This is a genomic window from Pseudomonas sp. NFACC56-3, from assembly GCF_900100025.1.
Classification (GTDB): domain Bacteria; phylum Pseudomonadota; class Gammaproteobacteria; order Pseudomonadales; family Pseudomonadaceae; genus Aquipseudomonas; species Aquipseudomonas fluorescens_AA.
Genome location: NZ_FMTK01000017.1, coordinates 82,425 through 105,505 on the forward strand (window position 1 = coordinate 82,425; position 23,081 = coordinate 105,505).

The following is a 23,081-nucleotide window of genomic DNA, read 5'->3' on the forward strand; positions in this document are numbered from 1 at the left end:
CAGCCTTGTTTCAAGGCTTCCACTTGTTGTGTTCCTGGCGCCACTGGCTCAATTCGATGACTTCAGCCCTGGGCCTGGTCTGGACCGGTTCGATGGGCGCTGGCGGTGTTTCTTCGAAGGGCATCGGGTAGGGCGCCAGCTCGATGTGCGCGCTGTGGGCACCAAATTGGGTGATGGTGCCCGAATGGCGGCTTTCGCCGGTGACGGTGAACTCGAAGTTGTAGACGCGAGCCAAGCGTCGTCGACCGTTGGCGTCCTTCACGAAGCCGATTCTTTTCAGCGCCACGTTGCCGTCCAGCAGCTCGATCTTGAGGTTGGCGCAATGCTGCATGACCCTCGCCAACGCCCGTTCGCGCAAGCCATGGTTGTGCCACAGCCAGGCGCCGCCGGTAGCCAGCAGCATCAGCACAAAGATGTTTCCAAGGGTCAGCATGAACGAAGTGCTCCAACAAGTTGCTGTCAGCTTAACTGTCTCGCCGGTCTGTCGTACAGGCTGCGTTTAGTCGCATACTGCGCGGCTTGAATTTCAATCGTTTTACGGAAACTTCCTGCATGAAACGTACGCCTCATCTGCTTGCCATTCAGTCCCACGTGGTGTTCGGTCACGCTGGCAATAGCGCCGCAGTGTTTCCGATGCAGCGGGTCGGCGTGAACGTCTGGCCGCTCAATACCGTGCAGTTTTCCAATCACACCCAGTACGGCCAATGGGCCGGTGAGGTGCTGGCGCCAGAGCAGATACCGGCATTGGTAGAAGGCATTGCCGCTATCGGTGAGCTGGGGCATTGCGATGCGGTGTTGTCCGGTTACCTGGGCAGTGCGGCTCAGGGGCGGGCGATCCTGACGGGCGTGGCGCGGATCAAGGCTGCCAATCCCAAGGCGCTGTACCTGTGCGACCCGGTCATGGGGCACCCTGAGAAGGGCTGCATCGTGGCGCCCGAGGTGAGCGAATTTCTCCTGGAAGAAGCCGCTGCCGTGGCGGACCTCATGTGCCCGAACCAACTGGAGCTGGACAGTTTTTCGGGGCGCAAGGCGCAGTCGTTGCTGGACTGCCTGGCCATGGCCCGCGCGTTGCTGGCCCGTGGCCCGAAGGCGGTGCTGGTCAAGCACCTGGCCTACCCCGGCAAACCCGATGACAGTTTCGAAATGCTGCTGGTGACCGCCGATGACAGTTGGCACCTGCGTCGTCCACTGTTGGCTTTCCCGCGCCAGCCGGTGGGCGTGGGCGACCTGACGTCGGGCTTGTTCCTGGCGCGGATTCTGCTGGGGGACAGTTTGGTCGCGGCGTTCGAATTCACCGCCGCGGCGGTGCACGAAGTGCTGCTGGAGACCCAGGCCTGCACCAGCTATGAGCTGGAACTGGTCCGTGCCCAGGACCGGATCGCCCATCCACGGGTGCGGTTCGAGGCTGTGCCAATCAGCCTCTGATCGCCCCTGTGGAATGCTGCAAATCCCTGTGGGAGCGAGCTTGCTCGCGATGAGGCCATCACATTCAACATCGATGCTGGCTGTGACATCGCCATCGTGAGCAAGCTCCCACCTTTGACGCTCGGCGGCCGACTAAGGCCCGTCCGCCTTGATCTCCTGGTAGCGCCTCTCCAGTTCCTGGCGGATCTGCCGCCGTTGCTGGGCTTGTTCGTAGCGGCGTTTTTCTTCGCTGTTTTGCGGCTGCAAGGGCGGCACGGTCGCGGGCTTGCGTTGGTCATCCACCGCAACCATGGTGAAGAAGCAACTGTTGGTGTGGCGCACCGAGCGCTCGCGAATATTTTCGGTCACGACTTTGATGCCCACTTCCATCGACGTGTTGCCGGTGTAGTTCACCGAGGCCAGGAAGGTCACCAGTTCGCCGACATGAATCGGCTCACGAAAGATGACCTGATCGACCGACAGGGTCACCACGTAGCGTCCGGCGTAGCGGCTGGCGCAGGCGTAGGCGACTTCGTCGAGGTATTTGAGCAAGGTGCCGCCATGGACATTGCCAGAGAAGTTGGCCATATCGGGGGTCATCAACACCGTCATCGACAGCTGGGCGTTTCCAGGTTCCATAACGTACTCACGGTTCAAGGCAGTCATTCGGGAGTGCACCTCTGCGGGTGCTGGGGAGTGGCCTGCGAACAGGTCACTAGGTTTTAAAAACCACCGATATCGGGACGCTGCGCCTGTGGTTGCCGTCACGCGCCGATGGATCTGTTTCCATATATTGCACCGTCTTTTTGTCGGAAGTCGCGGTGTTACCCTTCAAAAGCCCATTGCGAGGGCAATTCCTACAGAGGAAACGGATTTCTCCAGCTCTGCAGTGAGTCATTTTGAACAGGGAGCCCCGACATGCATGCCATCAGTTTCATCCAGGATTTGGCGATCATCATGATGGCGGCGGGGTTGGTGACCGTACTCTTTCATCGTTTCAAACAACCGGTGGTATTGGGCTACATCGTGGCCGGCTTCATCATTGGCCCGCATACGCCACCGTTCGGTTTTATCCATGACGAAGACACGATCAAGACCTTGGCCGAGCTCGGGGTGATCTTCCTGATGTTTTGCCTGGGCCTGGAATTCAGCCTGCGCAAACTGTTCAAGGTCGGCGCCACGGCCTTCATCGCGGCGTTCCTCGAAATTGTGCTGATGATCTGGATCGGCTACGAAATCGGCCGCTGGTTCGACTGGAGCACCATGGACTCGCTGTTCCTCGGCGCCATCCTGGCCATTTCCTCCACCACGATCATCGTCAAGGCGCTCAACGACCTGAAGATGAAAAACGAGCGCTTCGCCCAGCTGATTTTCGGGGTGTTGATCGTCGAGGACATCCTGGGCATTGGCATCATCGCCTTGCTGTCGAGCATTGCCGTCAGCGGCACCGTGAGCTCCGGCGAGGTATTTTCCACCGTCGGCAAGTTGTCGCTGTTCATGATCGTCGCGTTGGTCATCGGCATTCTGCTGGTGCCGAGGGTGCTGGCCTACGTGGCGAAGTTCGACAGCAACGAAATGCTGCTGATTACCGTACTGGGCTTGTGTTTCGGCTTCTGCCTGCTGGTGGTGAAGCTGGAATACAGCATGGTGCTCGGGGCGTTCCTGATCGGTGCGATCATGGCCGAGTCCCGGCAACTGCTGAAGATCGAGCGCCTGGTGGAGCCGGTGCGTGATCTGTTCAGCGCGATCTTCTTCGTCGCCATCGGGTTGATGCTCGATCCGGCGATACTGCTGCAGTATGCCTGGCCAATTGCCGTGATCACGGGCGCAGTGGTGCTCGGTAAGATGTTGTCCTGCGGCCTCGGTGCCTTTATTGCCGGCAACGATGGACGCACCTCGCTGCGCGTAGGAATGGGTCTTTCGCAGATCGGCGAGTTTTCCTTCATCATCGCGTCGCTGGGGATGACCCTGCAGGTCACCAGCGATTTCCTCTATCCGGTCGCGGTCGCCGTCTCGGTGTTGACCACTTTGCTGACTCCGTACCTGATCCGGGCTGCCGACCCGCTGTCCGTCAAGTTGGCGACGGTCATGCCGAAACGGCTGACGCGAGTGCTGGGGATGTATGGCGAATGGCTGCGTAGCATCCAACCCCACGGAGAAGGGGCGATGGTGGCGTCGATGATCCGGCGAATTTTGCTGCAGGTCGGCGTCAACCTGGCGCTGGTGATTGCGATTTTTGTCTCGGGTGGTTTTTTCGCCGAGCGGATGTCGGCTTACCTGCAAGCATGGATCAGCGACCCGAGCTGGCAGAAAGCATTGATCTGGGGCGGGGCGTTGCTGCTGTCGCTACCGTTCCTGATCGCCGCGTACCGCAAGCTCAAGGCGCTGTCGATGCTGCTGGCGGAAATGGGCGTGAAGCCGGAGATGGCTGGCCGCCACACCCAGCGTGTGCGTCGGGTGATCGCCGAAGTGATCCCGATTCTCTCGCTGTTGGTGATTTTCCTGCTCTTGGCAGCCTTGTCGGCCAGCATTCTGCCGACCAACAAGTTGCTCGTACTGATCGCCGTGGTGGCGACTGCCGTGGCGGCACTGCTCTGGCGCTGGTTCATCCGCCTGCATACGCGGATGCAGGTGGCCTTGCTTGAAACCCTGGACAACCACAAGGAGTCGTCCGGGCATTGACCGGCGGCGGGGCTCAGCTTTCCAGCCAGACGTCCCGGGCCCAGTGCCAGACCGATTCCCAGGTTTCCTCGGCGATCAGTTCTTCTTCGGCCTGCCACAGCACCACCGTGCCGTCCTCTTCGACGCAGTAATAATCGTCGCCGTCCTGGCAGATCGGGATCAGGCTGCGGTCGACACCGGCATCCCAGGCGTTGGCGGCCACGTCCGGCAGGTAGGTATGGGACTGTGGATCGGTGACGGTCACCGGCTCCAGGCTGCCGTAGACGACATCGCTGACGGTCAGCAAAAACTCCCTGAAGACGAATGGGATATCGATGAACAGCTGCTCTTCGATCTCTACCAGCAAATCTTCGTCGGGCAATTCCAGCGGGACCGGTACGGGCTCGTTGGCTTCACGCAATTGTTCGATGATTTCTTCCACGTCCGGGGATCCTCTTTCTCGATGGCGCGGTTTCATATGAAGCGGTTTATACAGTAGCTCGCTATAGATGCAACCGCGAAATAGAAAACCCCGGCCTGGGCCGGGGTTCTTTTATTTCAACATGCGAAACGCGAAAAGGTTCAACCGTTCTGGCGGATACCTGCCACCAGCCAAGGCTGGTCATCGCCCTGGGCGCGTTCCATGTTCCAGCTTTCGCTGAACGCTTCGCCCTTGTCGAAGCGAGAATCCTTCGACACACCGATGAAGGTCAGGGTGGCGATGGTCTTGTCGGCGCGATCATCGACACCATCCAGTTGTACCTGCAGGTTATCGATGTAGGTGGACTGGAAGCCATCGCCCAGCTCGGCTCGCTCGCGCTTGAGGAACTCGAGCAGTTGCGGGGTCACGAACTCGGCGATCTTGTCCATTTCGTTCGCGTCCCAATGCTGCTGCAGGGCCATGAAGTGGTTGCGGGCGGCTTCGATGAAGCGCTGCTCGTTGAACCAGGCCGGCGCATTGATGACCGGACGAGCGGCCGCAGGCGCTGCCGAACCACCGAAGATCGAACCACTGGCGGGCTGCTGGTTGAACACTTCACGCTGCATCGGCATCGGAGCATGGCCGGCTGGAGCGAGTTGCTCCTGCTGTTTGCGACGACGGGCGGCAATGAAGCGGAAGACCAGGAAAGCGATGACCGCCATGATCAGGATGTCGAAGATCTGCATGCCCTGGAAGCCGTCGCCCATGAACATGGAGGCGAGCAGGCCACCGGCGGCGATGCCGGCCAGGGGGCCGAGCCAGCGCGAAGCGCCGCTGGCCTTGGTGGCAGCGCCAGCGGCACCGGCCGCGCCTGCGGTGGCAGCGGTGGAGCCGGCGGCAGAAGACGGCGCCATCTGGCTGGTCTGGTGAGTCGGGGCTGCTCCCGAGCTTTTACCACCGCCAAAGCGCTTGGCGGCATTGGCGTCGATGGCCATCGTCAGGCCGATGCACAACGCCATGGCGATGCTAAGAAAACGTTTCATATAAAGGCATTCCCATTTGTGGATAGCACGCGCGCCATGTTGCACAGCTGAACTGTTGCTGGCTAGCGGCAGAGTGTTTCGGGCTTTTGCGTGACAGGTTAGGTTCAGCTTCAGCTGTGCAAGAGGGCCTGTTCGCTTTGGGCTGTAGGAAAGCGGAACAAGTTCTATCGGAAATGTTTCCCTGAACAACTGTGGGAGCGAGCTTGCTCGCGATAGCGGTGTGTCAGTCAGCATCAATAATGACTGATCGACCGCTATCGCGAGCAAGCTCGCTCCCACAGGGGCCTACATAAATCTTTAGATCGCTTCCAGCTTGGCATACCCCAGCATCAGCCACTTGCTGCCTTCGCTGAAGTTCACCTGCACCCGGGCCTGGGCGCCGGCGCCTTCGAAGTTGAGGATGACGCCGTCGCCGAACACCGAGTGCCGCACGGTCTGGCCGAGGCTGAAGCCGGTTTCCGGGATGTCGCTGCCGCCGAACAGGCTGCTGGTGCTTTGTTGCTGGCCGCCACCGAATGGTCGGCTGACACTGTTGGACAGCCGCACTTCCTGGATCAAGCCCTTCGGCACTTCACGTACGAAACGCGACACCTTGTTGTAGGTCTCGCTGCCATACAAGCGTCGGGTTTCGGCGTAGGTCAGCACCAGATTCTGCATGGCACGGGTGATACCAACGTAGGCCAGGCGCCGTTCTTCCTCCAGGCGTCCCGGTTCTTCCAGGCTCATCTTGTGGGGAAACAGGCCTTCTTCCATGCCCACGAGGAACACGTAAGGGAATTCCAGACCCTTGGCACTGTGCAGGGTCATCAGTTGAATGCTGTCTTCATGTTCGTCGGCCTGGGTGTCGCCGGCCTCCAGGGAGGCGTGACCCAGGAAGGCCGACAGCGGCGACAGGTCTTCGTCTTCCTCGGTGTTCTCGAAGTTGCGCGCGGCGCTGACCAGCTCCTCGAGGTTTTCCACCCGGGCCTGGCCTTTCTCGCCTTTTTCCGCTTCGTGATAGGCGATCAGGCCGGACTGCTCGATGACGGTCTGGGTCATCAAGTGCAGCGGCATCTCCACGCACTTGGCGGCCAGGTCTTCGATCAGGTCCATGAAGGCCTTCAGGGCGCCGGCGGCGCGACCGGTCACACCTTTGTTGGCCACCAGTTGGCGCATGGCTTCCCACATGGACACATGGCTGTGGCGCGCGTGATCGCGAATCGCTTCGACGGTTTTTTCGCCGATGCCTCGCGTCGGCACGTTGATCACCCGCTCCAGGGCTGCGTCATTGCCACGACCTTCGAGCAGGCGCAGGTAGGCCATGGCGTTCTTGATTTCAGCACGCTCGAAGAAGCGCTGGCCGCCATAGATGCGGTAGGGGATCCGTTCGCGCAGCAACGCTTCTTCCAGCACCCGCGATTGGGCGTTGGAACGGTACAGGATGGCGATGTCGCTACGGGCCAGGCCGGTTTTCAGCGCGCTCTCGATGGTTTCCACCACGTAGCGGGCTTCATCGTGTTCGTTGAAGGCCGCGTAGAGGTTGATCGCCTCGCCTTCGCCGCCGTCGGTCCACAGCTCCTTGCCCAGGCGCCCTGTATTGTTGGCGATCAGGGCGTTGGCGGCCTTGAGGATGCCAGCGGTCGAGCGGTAGTTCTGTTCCAGGCGGATGACTTCGGCGTCAGGGAAGTCCGCCGAGTACTGGTGAATGTTCTCGATCTTGGCGCCGCGCCAGCCGTAGATCGACTGATCGTCGTCACCCACCACCATCAGGCTGTCGCCGCCCTTGGCGAGCAAGCGCAACCAGGCGTATTGCACGGCGTTGGTGTCTTGGAATTCGTCCACCAGTACATGCCGGAAGCGCTTTTGATAGTGGGCCAGCAGGCCTGGGTGGTCGCGCCACAGGTCCAGGGCCCGTAGCAACAGCTCGGAAAAATCGATCACCCCGGCACGCTGGCACGCCGCCTCGTAAGCTTCGTAGATGCTGCGCATCGTCGCCAGGAACAAGTCGCCGCTGGCCTGGATGTGCTGCGGGCGCAGGCCTTCGTCTTTCTGGCCGTTGATGAACCATTGGGCCTGGCGGGCCGGCCAGCGCTGTTCGTCCAGGCCCAGCTCGCGGATCACGCGCTTGACCAGCCGCTGCTGGTCGTCGCTGTCCAGGATCTGGAAGGTCTGGCTCAGCCCGGCTTCCTGCCAATGCGCCCGCAACAAGCGGTGCGCCAGGCCGTGGAAGGTGCCGACCCACATGCCGGCGGGGTTGATGCCCATCAGTTGTTCGATGCGATGGCGCATCTCGGCCGCGGCCTTGTTAGTAAACGTCACCGACAGGATCGAATGGGGCGAGGCGTTCTCGACCTGGATCAACCAGGCGATACGGTGCACCAGCACTCGGGTTTTACCGGAGCCGGCACCGGCCAGGACCAACTGACGACCCACGGAGGCAGCTACGGCCTGACGTTGGGCATCGTTGAGGGAGTTCAGCAGAAGGGAGAGATCATCGCGCATCGGGGCATTCTAGGGTGCGGCGCCACCCCGGGCAAACCGAGCTTTGCATCAGCCGATAAAAGAGCACTGGGTGATGACCGGCGGGTCACAGGCTACAGGCGTTGGCGGGACTCGCTCGGGAGCGGCGCCACCCAATGAAATAGCGAATTTTTTCCTTGTTTTTATGAGTTGGGACAGTGTGGGAAGGCCTATGGCTTGTGTATGCTCGGTGCTCGTTTCGGGTTCTCCACGTTTCACTGAATAAGAACAAGAACAGTGCCAATGACCCTCAATTCCGATCCGGCGGGCCCCTGTGTGGAACCGCGGATCATCTGCAAGCAGTACGCCACGGAGATGGCGGTCGAGCGCACACGTCTGTTGTATCAAGGCTCACTGCTGCCTACGCTGTTCATGCTGCTCAATGGTCTGGTCTGCGCCGCGCTGTTATGGGAGCCGCGGCGCTATTTCCTGGTGAGCGTCTGGCTCGTCTGGTTGTTGTCGCTGGTGGCGCTGCGGGTGATCCAAGTGGCGGCTTTCGATTCGGCGATGCCAAGCCGCCAGGCGCACCCGATCTGGTTGCGCATGTTTTTGCTGGGCTCGGCGATGACCGGCCTGACGCTGGCCGGGGCCGGCATCGCGCTGGTCCCGGCCGACAGCTTCCAGCAGCAGGCCTGGGTGTTCGGCCTGATCGGCGCGGCGGCGCTGTCGGCCAGTGTGGCCTATGCCGTGAGCCTTCCAGCATTCCTGTCCTTCACCTTGCCCTGCCTGTTACCGGCCATCGGTTATCTCTTCTGGGGCGGCGACGAGCAGCAACGTGGGTGGGGCTGGCTGGGGCTGATTGTGCTGGTTTCCCTGATCGTGGTGGCCTGGCAAGTCAATCGCTTGATCCAGAGTGGCATGCTGCGACGCTTCCAGAACCAGGCCCTGATCGAGCATCTGCAGCAAACCCAAACCCGCAGTGAGTCGCTCAACGAGGCGCTGGCCCGGGAGGTCGAGCAACGTCGCTCGGCCGAGGAGAAACTGCGGGCGGCCCAGGTTGGCCTGGAGGCCCGGGTCGCGCAACGCAGCCTTGAACTGGAGGTCGCCAGCCAGGCCCTGAGCAAGAGCGAGGCGCGCCTGGCCCTGGCCCTCAAGGCCAGCGAGCTGGGGTTGTGGGACTGGAACCTGCAGACTGACGAAGTCCATCACACCCAGCTCAAGGAGCTGTTCGGCCTGGAACCCGAATACGTCACGGCGATGCTCAGCCACCTCACCCCGCGCCTGCACCCCCAGGACGTGCCGGCGCTCAAGCGGGCCCTGGTCGAACACCTCAAGGGTCGCAGCGAGGATTACCAGATCGAATACCGTGTGCGTCACGGCGATGGTCACTGGGTCTGGATCGAAGACCGTGGCCGGGCCGTGGAGCGCAGCGCGAGCGGACGGGTGCTGCGCATGGTCGGCACCCGGCGCGACATCAGCGTCAGCAAGGAACTCGAGCAGCAACGCCAGCTGGCGGCCACGGTGTTCGAGGCCGCCAGCGAAGGTATTGTGATTTTCGACCCCAGCTACCTGTTGCTCGCCGCCAACCAGGCGTTCACGCGGGTCACCGGTTTCAATATCCAGGACATGCTCGGGCGCAACGTGGTCGACCTGCCGTGCAGCCGCGATGCGCGCCGGCACTACTCCGTCATTCGCCAATCGCTCAAGCAGCACGGCACCTGGCAGGGGGAGTTGGTGGAGGCACGGGCCAACGGCGAGCTGTATCCGCAGTGGCTGCAACTGAACGTCGTGCGCGATGTGCGGGGGAATGTCAGCCATATCGTGGGCTTCTTCGCCGATCTTTCGGCACGGCGCGAATCCGAAGAACGGATGCGCTACCTGACCCATTACGACGAATTGACTGGCTTGGCGAATCGTTCGCTGTTTCGCGAACGCCTGAACGAAGCTCATCAGCGGGTGCGCCAGGGTGGACGGCGCAGCCTGGCGTTGCTGCATATCAACCTGGACCGTTTCAAACTGCTCAACGACAGCCTCGGCCATGACATCGCCGACCAGTTGTTGCAGAGAATGGCGCGGCGCCTGATCAATGCGCTGCCCGAGGCGGATACCATCGCCCGGTTGTCCGGCGATGAGTTTGCGGTGTTGTTCGATGCCTACGGCAACCTTTCAAGCCTGGCGCGGGTGGCGACTCGATTGGCCGCCAAGCTGCGGGTGCCGCTGACCATCGAGGGCCATGAACTGGTGCTCAGCGCTTCCATCGGCATCAGCCTGTTGCCTGACAACACGCGGGAAATTGCCACGCTGGTCAGCCAGGCGAACATGGCCATGCAGCACGCCAAGCATTTGGGGGGCAACAACTTCCAGTTCTACACCGAGAGCCTCCAGGCCAGCACGCTGGAGCGTCTGCAACTGGAAAACCAGCTACGCAAGGCCTTGGAAGAGCAACAACTGAAGGTCTTTTATCAGCCGAAACTGTGCCTGGCGACCGGTCGCCTGAACGCCGCCGAGGCGCTGGTGCGCTGGGATCATCCGGCCATGGGGCGGGTTCCGCCGGGGGATTTCATCGGCCTGGCCGAAGAGACCGGGTTGATCGGGCCGATTGGCGAGTTCGTGTTGCGCCAGGCCTGTTGGCAGGCGTGCGAGTGGCAGCGCCAGGGGCTCGAGCCGATCAGGGTGTCGGTCAATCTGTCGGTGCATCAATTGCGCCAGGGCAAGCTGGTCAGCCTGGTGCGACAAGTGCTGGAAGAAACCGGTCTGGCGCCCCAGTACTTGGAGCTGGAGTTGACCGAGAGTCAGTTGCTCGACAGCGTTGAACACATCATCGCCACGTTCCAGCAATTGCGTGACCTCGGGGTCAAGCTGGCGATCGACGATTTTGGCACCGGCTACTCATCCCTGAGCTACCTCAAGCGTATTCCGGTGGACTACGTGAAGATCGATCAGGCATTCATTCGCGGGCTGGGCGAGGGCAGCGTGGATACCGCCATTACCCGGGCAATCATTGCAATGGCCCATGGGCTGTCGCTCAAGGTAGTGGCCGAGGGCGTCGAGCGGCAGGAACAGCTCGATTTCCTCAGGAACGAGCGTTGCGATGAGGTGCAGGGGTATCTGATCAGTCGGCCAGTGGAAGCTGACGGGCTGGCCGGGTTGTTGCGGATGCAACACTTGACTGAATGAACCCGATCCTCGACATGGAACTTCCCGCCAGACGCTTTTAGTGTCTGACGGGAAGTTTTTAACATGTGCTTAGTTGGTCACGAGTACTTCATCAATGTGATGCAGCAACTGCCCTTCGAAAAAAATGCTCACGCCAGTGACATGAGACTCGCCGGGTACTTTGTACTCGACGACTTTGTCGGTAATGACCGGCAGTGAAACTTCATTGGAAGATTCAAGTTGCAACTCCAGTCGCAGATCAAAGGACTTGTCCTGCATCGAGCTTCGTACCAGCTTCGGGGTAATGCCGGTGTGGGGTACGGTTACAGTGCCGAAGGTACGGAACGACGCGGCACCTGGCATGCGATCGATTTGTGCGGTCCAATCTTTGGTTGTGATTTTCATGGTAGTAACTCCTTTAGTTAAGTTGATTGCGTCCTGCGGGAGCCAATATATCGACTTTGACTTGATAGTGTCTGGAAAATTGAGAGGGGTATTGTAAGAAGACGTTAGTTGCTGAGTGAGTTGTCAGGTTCTTCGTTGGTCATGTTATCGATGACGCTGGAATATGTTGTTGGGGAAGTAGTCAGTAGTCAGTGATTGAATAGGCGGTTTTTCCCAGCCAGGGCTCAGGTCACGTCTGGGAACTCGTGGATCGGCAATGCAGAGGGTTTGCGCCAAGGCACAGGCTGCTACATCTGGCGATCCTCGGCCAAAACAAAGGGGCAGCGCGGCAATCCAGTTACGTTTTGGACGGGCAAAGCGCCAATTCTTGTAGTATAACTACAAGCTTGCTACATCCCGGCATTTGCCCATAACAAGAGTCCAGCCCCTTGAACCTGTTGCAACACATCGCCCAGTCACGCCACTTGCTGCGCAAGTCGGAGCTGAAAGTCGCCGATCACGTACTGCTTGATCCCGCGGCCGTGATGCATAGCTCCATGGCCGATCTTGCCCACAGCGTCGGCATCAGCGAACCGACCATCGTGCGCTTCTGCCGGGCCATCGGTTGCTCGGGCTTCCAGGACCTGAAACTCAAGCTGGCGCAAAGCCTGGCCGCTGGGGCGAGCTTCGGTCAGTTTGCGATCCATGAAGATGACTCGGTGGCGGACTACAGCCTGAAAATCTTCGACACCACCCTGCACACGCTGATGGAGGTTCGCGAGAAGCTTGACCCGGTGGCGTTGCAGAAAGCTGTCACGGCCATGTCCCAGGCCCAGCGTGTCGAGTTCTATGGCTTCGGCGCTTCGGGCGCGGTGGCGGCCGATGCCCAGCACAAGTTCTTCCGGTTGCTGCTGACGGCGGCAGCCTATTCCGACCCGCACATGCAGGCCATGTCGGCGGTGACGTTGAAACCCACCGATGTGGCGATCTGCATTTCCCAGTCGGGGCGTTCCAAGGACCTGCTGATCACCGCGAACCTGGTGCGTGAAAGCGGTGCCTCGCTGATCACCTTGTGCCCGAGCCAGACACCGCTGGCGGAGCTTTCCACGGTGAACCTGGCTATCGACGTGCATGAAGACACCGAGATCTACACGCCGCTGACCTCACGTATCGCCCACCTGGTGGTGATCGACGTCTTGGCAATGGGCGTCGCCATGGCCCGTGGCCCGAGCCTGGTCAACCACCTCAAGAGCGTGAAGCGCAGCCTTCGCAGCCTGCGGCTGTCGCCCAAGTCGGTGAAGGCGCTGGACGACTAAAGTCCCGAGCTTTGGGTTGAGGGGCTTTTGTGGCGAGGGAGCTTGCTCCCGCTGGGTTGCGAAGCGACCCCCAACGCTTATCCAGACACGCCGCATTGGCAGGTTTACGCAAGCTCCCTTGCCACAGGGTGTTATCTGCCCGAATTCATCGTTCTGTAACCCCCGCGCCGCCAAACGGTCATCGCGCGCCTTCATCGTGAAACTCCCGTATACGTCTTGGGAGTCTCGACATGACCCAGTCCTACGAAGAACGCAGCGCCGTCAAAACCCGTCGTCAGCAGGAAGATCAGCGCCGCATGGCGTTCCGTCGTGCCATCGAAGACCGCTATGAGCAGCGCCAGCTCCTGGCCGAGATCAGCGAATTTCCTGACGCGGCAGAATTCAACTACTGGCAGGCATCGTCGGTGGCTTCCCGTCGAAACGCTCAACCAGGCCAATGATCTGAGCGCGCTCGCCGCGCACGAACGCCAGGAAGGCGTGGGCCACCGGTGACAGGCGTTTGGCCCTGGCCTGCACCAGGCACCAACTGCGATACAGCGGCAATTCCTCCACCGGCAACTCGATGAGTGCGCCGGACGACAACTCCCGGCTCACGGCGTGGCGCGTCAACAGCGCCACGCCCAGCCCGGCCACCACGCATTCGCGCTGGGCTTCCGCCGACGCCACTTCCAGCGTCTGGGTGAAATGCACCCGTTTCTCCTTGAAGTATTCCTCGCAGGCCAGTCGCGTGCCGGAGCCCGGTTCGCGCAACAGCAGCGTGTAGGGCTCCAGGTCCTGCAAGCGCAGCGGACCCAGGTGGCTCAGCGGATGATCGGGCGGCGCCACGGCGACGATCGGATTGTTGAGGAAGGGCAGGAACTCCAGGCCCATGTCCTGGGGCACCATGGACATGATCACCAGGTCGTCGCGGTTGTCCGAGAGGCGGCGGATGACCTGGCCGCGATTGACCACCGTGAGGTTCAGATTGACCTCCGGATGCTGGCGCTTGAACGCGGCGAACAGGTGCGGGACGAAGTACTTGGCGCTGGATTCCACCGCCAGCTTCAATTGGCCTTGCAGCGACCCCTGCATGTCCGAGAGCTGCATATCGAGGTTTTCCAGGCGCCCGAAGATGTCTCGGCTGGCACGTTGCAGGGCTTCGGCGGCTTCGGTCATGTAGAGTTTCTTGCCGACATACTCGAACAGCGGTTGGCCAATCAGCTCCTCCAGGGATCGAATCTGTAGGCTAACGGCCGGTTGTGTGAGAGACATTTCGTCGGCTGCACGGCTGTATGACCTCAGGTCGCACACCTCGTTGAAAATCTGCAATTGACGCAATGTCATACGCATCAATGACTTACGCATTTTCTAAGCACTCTGGGGGCAGGCGGATAACGCAACTATAAGTCTTTGCTTATGCATGACCCAATAATTATTCATTTTTGTTAATCCACAGCCAGGACTAGTGTGGAGCTGCGACCAATTGTTACATCTGGTCACGCGTCGGCCTGGATCTCAGGCCGTGGTATCACCGGCTCAAGGGAACCTCCAATTGATAACAAAGATCCTGATCGCCAACCGCGGTGAGATTGCCGTCCGCATCGTGCGCGCTTGCGCCGAGATGGGCATTCGCTCGGTCGCGGTCTACTCCGACGCGGACCGTCATGCGTTGCATGTCAAGCGTGCGGACGAGGCCCACAGCATCGGCGCCGATCCGCTGGCCGGCTACCTCAACCCGCGCAAACTGGTGAACCTGGCGGTGGAAACCGGCTGCGATGCGTTGCACCCCGGTTACGGTTTCCTTTCGGAAAACGCGGAGCTGGCGGACATCTGCGCTGAGCGCGGTATCAAATTCATTGGCCCGTCGGCGGAAGTCATTCGCCGCATGGGCGACAAGACCGAAGCGCGCCGCAGCATGATCAAGGCCGGTGTGCCGGTCACGCCAGGCACCGAAGGCAACGTATCGGGCATTGAAGAAGCGCTGACCGAAGGTGATCGGATCGGTTACCCGGTGATGCTCAAGGCCACGTCTGGCGGCGGCGGTCGCGGTATCCGTCGCTGCAACAGCCGTGAAGAACTCGAACAGGCCTTCCCCCGGGTCATCTCCGAAGCCACCAAGGCATTCGGTTCGGCGGAAGTGTTCCTGGAAAAATGCATCGTCAACCCCAAGCACATCGAAGCGCAGATCCTGGGAGACAGTTTCGGCAATGTGGTGCACCTGTTCGAGCGTGATTGCTCGATCCAGCGCCGCAACCAGAAGCTGATCGAAATCGCCCCGAGCCCGCAGCTGACCCCCGAGCAGCGCGCCTACATCGGTGACCTGTCGGTGCGCGCGGCCAAGGCCGTGGGCTACGAGAATGCCGGCACCGTGGAGTTCCTGCTCGCCGAAGGCGAGGTGTACTTCATGGAGATGAACACTCGGGTGCAGGTGGAACACACCATCACCGAAGAAATCACCGGTATTGACATCGTTCGCGAACAGATCCGTATCGCTTCCGGGCTGCCACTGTCGGTCAAGCAGGAAGACATCCTGCACCGGGGTTTTGCGTTGCAGTTCCGGATCAACGCCGAGGACCCGAAAAACAACTTCCTGCCCAGCTTCGGCAAGATCACCCGCTACTACGCTCCTGGCGGCCCGGGTGTGCGCACCGACACGGCGATCTACACCGGCTACACCATTCCGCCGTTCTACGATTCGATGTGCCTGAAACTGGTGGTCTGGGCGTTGACCTGGGAAGAAGCGATGGACCGTGGCCTGCGAGCCCTGGATGACATGCGCCTGCAGGGGGTCAAGACCACTGCCGCGTATTACCAGGAGATCCTGCGCAATCCGGAATTCCGCAGCGGCCAGTTCAATACCAGCTTCGTTGAAAGCCACCCTGAACTGACCAACTACTCGATCAAGCGCAAACCCGAAGAGCTGGCCCTGGCCATCGCCGCCGCCATTGCCGCCCACGCAGGCCTGTAAGGAAAGTATGACCATGTCCAAGAAGATCTTTGTTACCGACACAATCCTGCGCGACGCCCACCAATCGCTGCTCGCCACCCGCATGCGCACCGAAGACATGCTGCCGATCTGCGACAAGCTCGACAAGGTCGGCTATTGGTCGCTGGAAGTCTGGGGCGGCGCGACATTCGACGCCTGCGTGCGCTTCCTCAAGGAAGACCCGTGGGAGCGCCTGCGCCAACTGCGCGCGGCGCTGCCCAACACTCGCTTGCAGATGCTCCTGCGCGGCCAGAACCTGCTGGGCTACCGCCATTACAGCGATGATGTGGTCAAGGCGTTCGTGGCCAAGGCCGCCGTCAACGGCATCGACGTGTTCCGTATTTTCGATGCGATGAACGACGTGCGTAACCTGCGGGTCGCCATCGAAGCGGTGAAGGCCGCCGGCAAGCATGCCCAGGGCACCATCGCCTACACCACCAGCCCGGTGCACACCATCGAGGCGTTCGTGGCCCAGGCCAAGCAGATGGAATCCATGGGTTGCGACTCGGTGGCGATCAAGGACATGGCCGGCCTGCTGACCCCGTATGCCACCGGCGAACTGGTGAAGGCGCTGAAGGCCGAGCAATCGTTGCCGGTGTTCATCCACTCCCACGACACCGCCGGCCTGGCCGCGATGTGCCAGCTCAAGGCCATCGAAAACGGTGCCGATCACATTGACACCGCGATCTCCAGCTTCGCCTGGGGCACCAGCCATCCGGGCACCGAATCCATGGTCGCGGCCCTTAAAGGCAGTGAATTCGACACGGGGCTGGACCTGGAACTGTTGCAGGAAATCGGCCTGTACTTCTACGCCGTGCGCAAGAAGTACCACCAGTTCGAAAGCGAGTTCACCGCAGTGGACACCCGCGTCCAGGTCAACCAGGTACCGGGCGGGATGATCTCCAACCTCGCCAACCAGTTGAAAGAGCAGGGCGCACTGAACCGGATGAACGAAGTGCTGGCGGAGATCCCGCGCGTGCGCGAAGACCTCGGCTTCCCGCCGCTGGTGACCCCGACCTCGCAGATCGTCGGCACCCAGGCGTTCTTCAACGTGTTGGCCGGTGAGCGCTACAAGACCATCACCAACGAAGTGAAGCTCTATCTGCAAGGCGGTTACGGCAAGGCGCCGGGTTCGGTGAGTGAAAAGCTGCGTCGCCAGGCCATCGGCAGCGAAGAGGTGATCGACGTGCGTCCGGCCGATTTGCTCAAGCCGGAAATGACCAAGTTGCGTGGCGAAATCGGTGCGCTGGCCAAGTCCGAAGAGGACGTGCTGACCTATGCCATGTTCCCGGACATCGGTCGCAAGTTCCTCGAAGAACGCGACGCTGGCACCCTGACCCCGGAAGTGCTGCTGCCCATCCCCGAGGCGGGCAGCGTCAGCTCCGCGGGCGGCGAAGGCGTACCGACCGAGTTCGTCATCGACGTTCACGGGGAAACCTATCGCGTCGACATCACCGGTGTGGGCGTCAAGGCCGAAGGCAAGCGTCATTTCTACCTGTCCATCGATGGCATGCCGGAAGAGGTCGTGTTCGAACCGCTCAATGAGTTTGTCAGCGGCGGCAGCAGCAAGCGCAAGCAAGCCACCGCGCCGGGCCATGTCAGCACCACCATGCCGGGCAACATCGTCGATGTCCTGGTCAAGGAGGGCGACGTGGTGAAGGCCGGCCAAGCGGTGCTGATCACCGAAGCCATGAAGATGGAAACCGAAGTGCAGGCGGCCATCGCCGGCAAGGTCACCGCCATTCATGTGGCCAAGGGCGACCGGGTCAACCCGGGCGAGATCCTGATCGAGATCGAAGGCTGAGTTAACAGCCTCGATACAACGCTTTAACCTCGGGGGGGCAGGTGCTCCCCTTTTTTTTGCCTGGCTTTGCGCGTCCCCCCGTGGGAGCGAGCTTGCTCGCGAAAGAGGTGTGACCACCAGCAAAAATGTTGAATGTGCCGACGCTTTCGCGAGCAAGCTCGCTCCCACAGGGATGGTGGTGTCTGCCGAAAATGAGTCAGAACATCATCCGCCACTGCCCCATCAGCGTGCCGTTGCGATTGTCCTGGCCGGTTTCACCCTTGTAGCTCACCCCCAATGTGTGTCGTGGCGAAACGGCCAGGTCCAGTCCGGCTTCCAGGAGCCAGCTGTCCCGGTCCAGCTCGATGCCCTCGACGGTATAGGCCTTGCCGCCGCCGACCAGACGTTGCCGAGAACTGCCTCGGACGTCGCCATAGAGGTGTTTCCAGCCGACATTCAGGCGCGGCGTCAACCGCGCTCCCTGGTCGAGAACGAAGGGGCGGGCGAGGTGCAGGCCCAGCTCGCTGGTGTAGTGGTCTTGGGTCTGGCTCTTGAACCGCAGCGCCGCGTCGCCACCTTTCTCCGTGAAGCGATCGCGTTGGTAGCGCTGGTAGCCCAGTTGGACATAGGGCTCGATATCGAAATGCCCGACGTCCAGGTTGTAGCCGACTTGCCCGAAGACCTGCTGCGTGTTGGCGTTGTAACGACCTTTGAGTCGATCGCTGAAACCGTTGAAAGCCACGTGGCGCTTGGTGCTGCCGTCGTGATCGCCATACACCGCGCCCAGGCGTAGCGCCAGCGGCCCATCCTGACGCAAGGCATAGGCGCCGACATGCCAACTGTCGAGCCGGCCCTCGAATCGATGACCGTCCAGCCGTGTCTCGCTTTTGGCGCCGATGACCCCCAGGCGCCAAGTCGGGTTGATCGCCCAGTCGGTTCCCAGCAGCAAACCTGTTGTCGAATGCTTTAGCGCGTAGTCGTCCAGATGCTTACCGATGCGGCCACTGTTGCCGATGGCCTGGACCCAGACCTGTCCATTGCCATGGGGGCCCTGCGAAGTGTCCTGGCCAATGGCCGCGAGCACCCCGGTGCTGATGGGGATGATGCTGCTCAAAGTGGCATTGCCCAGGTCGGCCACATCGTAGCCAGTGAGCTGGTCGATGGCGTCGGCGGCGGTCACCAAGTTGGTTCCGAGCAGGGCGTTGATGGCGTTGTTGGGTTCTGGTTGGGGCTCGATGGTTTGAGCCTGGACGGTGGGGGAATGGATAGTGCTGATGAGCTTGGGTGATTCGACGGGTGGATTTGCGAGGGCCTCTACATCCGGCTGGCCACCAACTGCCTCGGCAACGGTGGGCGCTTCGATAAGCTCAGGTGCGTTCGGTTTGACCTGTTGCACGTCTTCAATCGCCTTCACAAATGATTGCGCGTTATCGGTATTCGCTGCCTGCGTTATCGGCACCCTGTTGCGGGCATAGGTCAGGCTGACTTGAGTTTCTGTGTAGTCCGGTTTCACTTCCAAAAAAGCCGGGTCACTGTCGATCTTTCCAAACTTACCCACGACCTCCTTCGCTTCGAGCACGATGTGGTTGCTGCTGCCGACATATTCGCCTGGCACGGCGACAACTTTCAGGGTCGCATCGCCCAGTGTCGCGGTACCGCCGACCTTGATCGTGGCGCTGCCTTTCTCTGTGCCGATGCCGTAGACCATCGTCGCGTTCTTGGAAAATTTAAGGTCGTTGGCAATTGAAGGGGCGCCGATTACAGGGCCGACTTCCATCGTCCCCGCCACATCCAATGCGTCGACCGTCCCGTTGCCGCTGAACTTGGCCTTTTTCCCCACGAAGACAGGCCCGGTCACTGTGCCCTGGTTGGCGAACTCACCAAGAACGTGTACCGCCCCACCTATACGGCCGATGTTAATCAGTTTGGCACCCGAATCGATCAAGGTTTGGCTGTCGAAAGCCTTGCTGTTCGACCATTCGCCTCGCTTCAAATACAGATCCTGGAAATGGCCTATTTCACCCAGTTCGCCTCCCTTGGCGATATCCAGTTGCAAGACATTGGCACCGCCGCCACCGTCGGTGAGCCCGACGAGTTCGCCCTGCCTGCTGACAAGTACCAGATCGTCGCCGCCGTCCTGCGACAGCGGCATTTCCTGGGCGTTGGTGACCCGCTTGATATTGATGCCCGGCGTAGCTGCGAACGCCTTGAGGCGAGCCTGCATTTCGGCGGTCGTTTCGAATGGACGGGGTGGCCCGTCAACGGACTGCGCCATCGAAACCTCGACACAACCAAGTGCCAAGGCAATTGCCAGCGCGAGATGCTGGGGCAGAAACAGGTTTTGGGTAGGCATCGAATGGGACCTCTGATGGAAGAGGTCGCACTTTAAAAATTCCACCTGGGCGGCGATGCCAGCCGTTTTCTCACTGCGGGCAAGATTCGGCGGATGAAATCTGTAGGCTGTTCATGCTGTGATCAGCGTGGCGGTTCGTTGGCTTTCATGGTTCGAAGCTTTGCCTTACAGCCCGAACGGACCTTTCTATTTGACCGGCGTTTGACGGAGCAATACCCCGCCACTCGGCACCTCGCCTAGGCTCGGTGCATGGTTAGGAATGAACGCGTTTCTCCTGTGGGAGCGAGCTTGCTCGCGATAGCGGTGAGGCAGTTTGCGGTGATGTTGGCTGTGCCGACGTCATCGCGAGCAAGCTCGCTCCCACAGGTTTTTGTACCGGGCCATGCGGGTGAGTCATATCGGCGACTCTGGCAACGGCTCAGCGGTTATTCAGATACGCCTTCCCATAATGCCGCTCCATCCGCGCCTGGATCAGCTCCAGCGCAATGGACATCAACCAGTAAATGATCGCCGCGGTGGTGAGCATTTCGATGTAGCGATAGCTGGAGCGACCATAGGACTGCGCCAGGAACATCACCTCCCAGACCCCCATCACCGAGATCAGCGAAGAATCCTTGAGCATCGAGATGAATTGGTTGGTGGTCGGCGGGATGATGGTGCGCATGGCCTGGGGCAGGGTGACGCGCCAGAAGATCACGGTTTCGCTCAGGCCCAGGGCGAGGGAGGCTTCGCGTTGGCCGTTGGGGACGCCGAGGATGCCGGCGCGGAAGATTTCGCTCAGGTAGGCGCCGTAGTTCAGCGACAGGGCGATGATCCCGGCGGCGATGGCGCCCGGGACCACGCCCAGTTGGGGCAGGCCCAGGTAGATCAGCAGGATCTGGATCAGCAGGGGCGTGCCGCGAAAGAACGACGCGTAGAAACTGGCGATGCCGAACGCCACCGCGCTGCTGGACAGGCGCGCCAGGGCGGTGATGAAGCCCAGCAATGACGAGGCGACGATCGAGCACAGGCACAGAAACAACGTCAGCACCGCACCCTGCAAGAAGCCATTGGGCGCCAGATGCACACCCAGCAGGTTCGGCAGTTTGTCGAGGATGATGGAGAACTTCAGGTCGAAGCTCAGGAAGAAGCTCGCGAACAGCACCAGCATGGCCGCCCAGGTCAGATACAGCCGGGTGCGGAAACCGAAGATTTTCTGCAGGCGTGACTCAGCCACCGATGGCGGTGGCTGAGGGGGTGGAAAAGAAGTCATTGGGTGATGTCGGCGCCGATCCATTTTTGCGAGAGTTTGCTCAAGGTGCCGTCCTGTTTCAGCTGGGCGAAGACTTCACGCACCTTGCTGTCCCACTGGGCGTCGCCTTTTTCGATGGCCACCGAGTTCGGTTCGGAATAGAGCGGCTCGCCGGCCAGCTTGAAGCGCTTGTCTTCGGTCAGGCGCGGTTGCGCCGTCACCAGGTTCGTCAGCACCGCGTCCAGGCGCACCCCGGTGCCCAGGCCCAGGTCCTGGAACGCCACGTTGTCGGTGTCGTACGGGGCGACCTGCACGTCCTCGAACGGATAGCTCAGCTGGGTATCCTCGGCGCCTTCGATCACCAGGTTCTTGTTCAGGTAGCTTTCGTAGCTGGAGGCGCTGGTCAGGCCGACTTTCTTGCCGCTCAAGTCCTTGGCACCGTGGATACGGTCGTCCTTGGCGTTGACCACGATCACCGCGGGCGAAGCGTAGTACTGCACCGGGAAGTCGAACACTTCGGCGCGAGCCTTGCTCGGCGTCATGGAGCAAATGCAGATGTCATAGCGCCCGCTCCAGTGACCGGCCGCGATCACGTCCCAGGAAGGCGTCTCCAGGCGCAGTTTCACCCCCAATTTCTGCGCCACGGCCTTGGCCACGTCGACGTCGAAACCGTCGAGCTGGTTCTGTTCGTTGAGGAACGAGAAGGGCGGATAGCTTTCCATCAACACGCCGACCAGTTCTTTTTTCTGTTCGATGCGATCCAGCGTGGCACCGGCAAACGCTTGCGAAGAGGCGGCCAGCAGCGTCAGACCCAGGGCCAGCAATGGTTGTCGTTTCATGTGAGGGCCTGTTAGAAAAATAAGTTGTAGTTCTCTGAATGGCGCGTATTAAATAGTTATAAGAACAACTCCGGTAGTGAGTATTTTTCATAAGCTTATGAGTGAATCGCATATGGGCGCAGCAACGACAGTCATTCTTGATGGCGGCATGGGCCGCGAACTGCAACGCCGGGGCGCGCCGTTCCGCCAGCCCGAGTGGTCGGCCCTGGCCTTGAGCGAAGCGCCCCAGGCGGTAGAAGCCGTGCACGCGGCCTACATTGCCAGCGGCGCCAACGTGATCACCAGCAACAGCTATGCGGTGGTGCCGTTCCATATTGGCGAAGCGCGTTTTGCCGCCGAAGGCCAGGCCCTGGCCGCGCTGGCTGGCGAGTTGGCGCAACGGGCGGTGCAGGCCTCAGGCAAAACGGTGCGCGTGGCCGGGTCGCTGCCGCCGCTGTTCGGTTCCTATCGGCCGGACCTGTTCGACGCTTCCCGCGCCAGTGAACTGTTGGCGCCCCTGGTAAACGGCTTGGCTCCCCATATCGATTTGTGGTTGGCCGAGACCCAAAGCTCCACGGTCGAAGCGCGGGCGATTCACGCCGGTTTGCCGAAGGACGGCAAGCCGTTCTGGCTGTCGTTCACCCTGAAAGACGAAGACACCGATGAAGTGCCGCGCCTGCGCTCCGGCGAACCAGTGGCGGAGGCCGCGGCGGTGGCGGCCGAACTGGGCGTCGAGGTGCTGCTGTTCAACTGCAGCCAGCCGGAAGTGATCGGCGCGGCGATTGACGCTGCCCGCGAAACCTTCGAGCGCCTGGGCGTGGCGATCCACATCGGCGCCTACGCCAACGCCTTTCCGCCGCAACCCAAAGAAGCGACCGCCAACGACGGGTTGGACCCGCTGCGCGAAGACCTCGATCCACCGGGTTACCTGCAATGGGCGGCGGACTGGCACAAGCGCGGAGCCAGCCACTTGGGCGGCTGCTGCGGGATCGGGCCGGAGCATATTGCGGTGTTGGCGCAGCAACTGGGCTGAACCGTCTGGCGGGTGACTGCCCTCACGCCAGGCCGGCCCCACGGCCATCGATAGAGGGCGACACGTGGGATTAC

Annotated in this window: 18 protein-coding genes; 8 read left to right on the forward strand and 10 right to left on the reverse strand. The window is 61.0% G+C overall.

Going from position 1 to position 23,081, the window contains the following annotated elements; translation table 11 throughout:
* Window positions 1–10: 10 nt before the first annotated feature.
* Window positions 11–433 (reverse strand): DUF3301 domain-containing protein, encoded by a 423-nt coding sequence (locus BLO80_RS20945; protein ID WP_092330922.1) that lies wholly within the window; start codon window positions 431–433, stop codon window positions 11–13.
* Between the two features lie 119 nt (window positions 434–552).
* On the opposite strand from BLO80_RS20945, the gene pdxY reads away from it, so the two are divergent.
* Window positions 553–1,425: a pyridoxal kinase PdxY gene (gene pdxY, locus BLO80_RS20950; RefSeq protein ID WP_092330925.1), complete on the forward strand. Its 873-nt coding sequence runs from the start codon at window positions 553–555 to the stop codon at window positions 1,423–1,425.
* Between the two features lie 132 nt (window positions 1,426–1,557).
* On the opposite strand, the gene BLO80_RS20955 is transcribed toward pdxY, so the two are convergent.
* Entirely contained in the window at window positions 1,558–2,043 is a 486-nt protein-coding gene (locus BLO80_RS20955; protein ID WP_060739964.1) for an acyl-CoA thioesterase, read from the reverse strand.
* Window positions 2,044–2,322: 279 nt separating this feature from the next.
* Between BLO80_RS20955 and BLO80_RS20960 the strand changes: the two genes are divergently transcribed.
* On the forward strand, window positions 2,323–4,086 hold the full coding sequence (locus BLO80_RS20960) for a cation:proton antiporter (protein WP_092200346.1): 1,764 nt from the start codon (window positions 2,323–2,325) through the stop codon (window positions 4,084–4,086).
* Between the two features lie 13 nt (window positions 4,087–4,099).
* On the opposite strand, the gene BLO80_RS20965 is transcribed toward BLO80_RS20960, so the two are convergent.
* The 3 genes from BLO80_RS20965 to uvrD all read right to left on the reverse strand — a co-directional run bounded on the left by BLO80_RS20965 (window position 4,100) and on the right by uvrD (window position 8,010).
* Window positions 4,100–4,507 (reverse strand): SMI1/KNR4 family protein, encoded by a 408-nt coding sequence (locus tag BLO80_RS20965; RefSeq protein ID WP_003187120.1) that lies wholly within the window; start codon window positions 4,505–4,507, stop codon window positions 4,100–4,102.
* Between the two features lie 140 nt (window positions 4,508–4,647).
* Window positions 4,648–5,529, reverse strand: coding sequence for a Tim44 domain-containing protein (locus BLO80_RS20970; RefSeq protein WP_092200349.1), 882 nt, complete (start codon window positions 5,527–5,529; stop codon window positions 4,648–4,650).
* Between the two features lie 297 nt (window positions 5,530–5,826).
* Window positions 5,827–8,010, reverse strand: a complete 2,184-nt coding sequence (gene uvrD / locus BLO80_RS20975; RefSeq protein ID WP_092330929.1) for a DNA helicase II — start codon at window positions 8,008–8,010, stop codon at window positions 5,827–5,829.
* Window positions 8,011–8,271: 261 nt separating this feature from the next.
* On the opposite strand from uvrD, the gene BLO80_RS20980 reads away from it, so the two are divergent.
* Window positions 8,272–11,145, forward strand: a complete 2,874-nt coding sequence (locus BLO80_RS20980; protein WP_092330932.1) for an EAL domain-containing protein — start codon at window positions 8,272–8,274, stop codon at window positions 11,143–11,145.
* Window positions 11,146–11,214: 69 nt separating this feature from the next.
* On the opposite strand, the gene BLO80_RS20985 is transcribed toward BLO80_RS20980, so the two are convergent.
* Entirely contained in the window at window positions 11,215–11,529 is a 315-nt protein-coding gene (locus BLO80_RS20985; protein WP_092330934.1) for a hypothetical protein, read from the reverse strand.
* Between the two features lie 428 nt (window positions 11,530–11,957).
* Here BLO80_RS20985 and hexR point away from each other — a divergent pair, with 428 nt between their 5' ends.
* Window positions 11,958–12,824, forward strand: a complete 867-nt coding sequence (hexR, locus tag BLO80_RS20990; RefSeq protein WP_003187110.1) for a transcriptional regulator HexR — start codon at window positions 11,958–11,960, stop codon at window positions 12,822–12,824.
* 230 nt (window positions 12,825–13,054) lie between these two features.
* Entirely contained in the window at window positions 13,055–13,264 is a 210-nt protein-coding gene (locus BLO80_RS20995) for a PA3496 family putative envelope integrity protein (RefSeq protein WP_092330937.1), read from the forward strand.
* Here the strand turns inward: BLO80_RS20995 and BLO80_RS21000 are convergent.
* Entirely contained in the window at window positions 13,206–14,168 is a 963-nt protein-coding gene (locus BLO80_RS21000) for a LysR family transcriptional regulator (protein WP_092330939.1), read from the reverse strand. The two genes, BLO80_RS20995 and BLO80_RS21000, sit on opposite strands and share 59 nt — an antisense overlap.
* A gap of 187 nt (window positions 14,169–14,355) precedes the next feature.
* Between BLO80_RS21000 and BLO80_RS21005 the strand changes: the two genes are divergently transcribed.
* Window positions 14,356–15,771: an acetyl-CoA carboxylase biotin carboxylase subunit gene (locus BLO80_RS21005; protein ID WP_025216234.1), complete on the forward strand. Its 1,416-nt coding sequence runs from the start codon at window positions 14,356–14,358 to the stop codon at window positions 15,769–15,771.
* 13 nt (window positions 15,772–15,784) lie between these two features.
* Window positions 15,785–17,593: a sodium-extruding oxaloacetate decarboxylase subunit alpha gene (gene oadA, locus BLO80_RS21010; protein ID WP_072407549.1), complete on the forward strand. Its 1,809-nt coding sequence runs from the start codon at window positions 15,785–15,787 to the stop codon at window positions 17,591–17,593.
* Between the two features lie 196 nt (window positions 17,594–17,789).
* On the opposite strand, the gene BLO80_RS21015 is transcribed toward oadA, so the two are convergent.
* The 3 genes from BLO80_RS21015 to BLO80_RS21025 form a co-directional block, all read right to left on the reverse strand.
* Entirely contained in the window at window positions 17,790–19,925 is a 2,136-nt protein-coding gene (locus tag BLO80_RS21015) for an autotransporter outer membrane beta-barrel domain-containing protein (RefSeq protein WP_092330942.1), read from the reverse strand.
* 418 nt (window positions 19,926–20,343) lie between these two features.
* Window positions 20,344–21,177, reverse strand: a complete 834-nt coding sequence (locus BLO80_RS21020; protein WP_060739974.1) for an amino acid ABC transporter permease — start codon at window positions 21,175–21,177, stop codon at window positions 20,344–20,346.
* Window positions 21,174–21,995 carry an ABC transporter substrate-binding protein gene (locus BLO80_RS21025; RefSeq protein WP_092330944.1) on the reverse strand — a complete coding sequence of 274 codons (822 nt, stop codon included), beginning with the start codon at window positions 21,993–21,995 and terminating at the stop codon, window positions 21,174–21,176. Before BLO80_RS21025 ends, BLO80_RS21020 begins: the two co-directional genes overlap by 4 nt.
* A gap of 112 nt (window positions 21,996–22,107) precedes the next feature.
* Between BLO80_RS21025 and BLO80_RS21030 the strand changes: the two genes are divergently transcribed.
* Window positions 22,108–23,007 (forward strand): homocysteine S-methyltransferase family protein, encoded by a 900-nt coding sequence (locus tag BLO80_RS21030; protein WP_092330947.1) that lies wholly within the window; start codon window positions 22,108–22,110, stop codon window positions 23,005–23,007.
* Window positions 23,008–23,081: the final 74 nt, after the last annotated feature.

Bases quoted from the DNA above. Each gene is read 5' to 3' on its own strand.
- BLO80_RS20970 (WP_092200349.1), bottom strand. From the start codon at position 5,529: ATGAAACGTTTTCTTAGCATCGCCATGGCGTTGTGCATCGGCCTGACG.
- BLO80_RS21030 (WP_092330947.1), top strand. From the start codon at position 22,108: ATGGGCGCAGCAACGACAGTCATTCTTGATGGCGGCATGGGCCGCGAA.
- BLO80_RS20960 (WP_092200346.1), top strand. From the start codon at position 2,323: ATGCATGCCATCAGTTTCATCCAGGATTTGGCGATCATCATGATGGCG.
- BLO80_RS21000 (WP_092330939.1), bottom strand. From the start codon at position 14,168: ATGCGTAAGTCATTGATGCGTATGACATTGCGTCAATTGCAGATTTTC.
- BLO80_RS21025 (WP_092330944.1), bottom strand. From the start codon at position 21,995: ATGAAACGACAACCATTGCTGGCCCTGGGTCTGACGCTGCTGGCCGCC.
- uvrD (WP_092330929.1), bottom strand. From the start codon at position 8,010: ATGCGCGATGATCTCTCCCTTCTGCTGAACTCCCTCAACGATGCCCAA.
- BLO80_RS20955 (WP_060739964.1), bottom strand. From the start codon at position 2,043: ATGGAACCTGGAAACGCCCAGCTGTCGATGACGGTGTTGATGACCCCC.
- pdxY (WP_092330925.1), top strand. From the start codon at position 553: ATGAAACGTACGCCTCATCTGCTTGCCATTCAGTCCCACGTGGTGTTC.
- oadA (WP_072407549.1), top strand. From the start codon at position 15,785: ATGTCCAAGAAGATCTTTGTTACCGACACAATCCTGCGCGACGCCCAC.
- BLO80_RS20985 (WP_092330934.1), bottom strand. From the start codon at position 11,529: ATGAAAATCACAACCAAAGATTGGACCGCACAAATCGATCGCATGCCA.
- BLO80_RS21020 (WP_060739974.1), bottom strand. From the start codon at position 21,177: ATGACTTCTTTTCCACCCCCTCAGCCACCGCCATCGGTGGCTGAGTCA.
- BLO80_RS21015 (WP_092330942.1), bottom strand. From the start codon at position 19,925: ATGCCTACCCAAAACCTGTTTCTGCCCCAGCATCTCGCGCTGGCAATT.
- BLO80_RS20945 (WP_092330922.1), bottom strand. From the start codon at position 433: ATGCTGACCCTTGGAAACATCTTTGTGCTGATGCTGCTGGCTACCGGC.
- BLO80_RS20995 (WP_092330937.1), top strand. From the start codon at position 13,055: ATGACCCAGTCCTACGAAGAACGCAGCGCCGTCAAAACCCGTCGTCAG.
- BLO80_RS20980 (WP_092330932.1), top strand. From the start codon at position 8,272: ATGACCCTCAATTCCGATCCGGCGGGCCCCTGTGTGGAACCGCGGATC.